At 35.0% G+C, this 2,215-nt stretch carries 2 protein-coding genes; both read right to left on the reverse strand.

The features are described 5' to 3' along the window. Positions 1–282: 282 nt before the first annotated feature. A complete protein-coding gene (locus Q0X89_RS15600; RefSeq protein WP_297695853.1) occupies positions 283–1,338 on the reverse strand; it encodes an alpha/beta hydrolase in 1,056 nt (351 codons plus the stop codon). 95 nt (positions 1,339–1,433) lie between these two features. Beyond that, the gene (locus tag Q0X89_RS15605; RefSeq protein ID WP_297695855.1) at positions 1,434–2,027 is read right to left on the reverse strand and encodes a histidine phosphatase family protein; all 594 of its coding nucleotides are present in this window, start codon (positions 2,025–2,027) and stop codon (positions 1,434–1,436) included. Positions 2,028–2,215 lie beyond the last annotated feature (188 nt).

Below are 2,215 nucleotides of genomic sequence, written 5' to 3' on the forward strand. Positions count from 1 at the left end.
GACAAAGGCCAGCACTTAATTATAGGTAATGTTAGCGGGTGTAGTGCGCCTACTCCTGGGATTTCACCCATCTCCAATATGATACACTAACCCCTTTTTTAAAATGGCCCTAACCGTCCAGTTTACGTCATGCTATTCATGGCCATTTGAAAAAAGAAAGGACTGCACCAGTCCTTTTCTATCATTATTTTTTAATTAAACCACTATACCCGCTAACGTGTAGTAATATGAAGCGTAGCATCCCTTAGGGTGCTATGATTTTATATACATTGTTGGCAATAGTTATTTTAAATTTTTTATCCATTCTGAAATATCAAACATTACCTCTGCATCCATTGTCTCAGAAATCTTGCTAACTTCTTCAATTAAACCTGTTTCGCAATTTTGAAATAGATGATTAAGTCCAGGATAAACCTTAAATGTGCTTTCTACTTCACTATTTGATTTAATTAAAATCTTTACCATTTCAAATTCATTTGGATATACTACGAAAAGATCTTTATCTCCGGTAATTGCAAAAACAGGACAATTCAGTTCGGATAGAATTTTGGAATCGATATAATTCTGCATTTCATCAAAATTTATAGAGTCCACAAACCAATTCGCATCCTCTTCAATTCTTTGTTCCAGGTCCTCTTTATTCGTATTTTTTAGATAATAGTAATGATCAATGTTTTTTCTAATTAAGTTTTTTACCATCTCTCTAGTTTCAACAATATTATCTCCTGTTTTAACTAGTTCCCAGATTTGCGTTTCTATATCAATTTGTTTTTGAATAACTTCATTTTCTATACCTCTTGCTCGTAAATCAGTTTCTGTCATATTTGGCCAGGACTTATCTGCAGGCAGTCCAGGCGGAGCCATTAACACCAAAAAGTCGCAGACATCATTATCTAGAGTTGCCATAGGTGCTACTTTGCCACCTTCGCTGTGACCTATGAATCCTGCATAGCTAATTTTCGAATGCGATTTAAGATATTTTAAGGCTTCAAATGCATCAGAAGAAAATGCTTTAAGCGTAGCAGTTTTAAAATCCCCTGAGGATTTCCCTACTCCCCGTTTGTCATACCGATAGGAAGCTATTCCATTCTCAGCAAGATAATCGGCAAGAACTTTAAAAAACTTGTGTCCTTCAAAGGTTTGATCACGATCCATTTTGCCCGTTCCCGCCACTAAAACAACTCCTGGGAATGGACCAGGTCCTTTTGGTAAAGTAAGGCTGCCAGAAAGAGTGATATTATCAATTGGATTAATTATTTCGACTTCTTTGATGGTAATGGATTGACCACATGAATAGAGATAAAACAAACATAATGTTATGATAAAATATATTCTCATTCTTTAATTATTGCCAACGTTTAGTATATGAAGCGTAGCATCCCTTAGGGTGCTATGATTTTATATACATTGTTATGTGTATTTTATCTATCCATTTAAAAGTTTGACAGTCCTATTTCTATATTATCTTCTTCGAGTATTGAGACGCTACCAGGATTGAGTCTGTAATTAATGTAGCCCATTGATGCAATATCAATATTTTGGAAAGCAGCTATAAAAAATGTTGCCGCAAAACCATGCGTTACAACTACTTTATCTTTATCTAATACCATTATTTCATCTACGAATTGATATATGCGTTCTGCTATATTTCTCCTGCTTTCTGCGCCGTTACATATCCGATGATCTAGTCTGTTTCCATCTGGGCTTAAAGGAATCATGATTTTGTTGTGTTCACTTTGCATCATTCCTCCATGCGCTCCAAAAGACATTTCCCTGAGTCTTTGATCAAAGAATATCTGTGTATTTGTTCCTTTCGTTAAAATTTGAGCCGTTTGGGCAGCTCTTTTAAGATCAGAACTATAAACTTTCAAAGTTTGAATGTCAAAACCTAATTCTACTATTTTATTCGTCAACTGAGATGCTTGTCTTTTTCCTTCTTCTGTCAATTCTGAATCGAACCATCCGCCAACTCTTCCATCCACTGAATGCGTGGCTTCACAGTGAGTAATAAGACAAATTCTTTTCATTTTCTATTTATTGAGAATTACACATAACGGTCTTGTATATGAAAAGTAGCATCTTAATTGTCGTCAACTATTCAAGTAACATAAATGTAAAAAAAAGCGCAAGCTTTAAATTCTTGCGCTTAGTGAGCTATTTTGCATATGCGTTGTTGTACACTGGCTTTTTATCTAAGGTCTTTATTCATCAGTCT

The organism is uncultured Eudoraea sp. (assembly GCF_947258525.1).
In the GTDB taxonomy this organism is placed as follows: domain Bacteria; phylum Bacteroidota; class Bacteroidia; order Flavobacteriales; family Flavobacteriaceae; genus Eudoraea.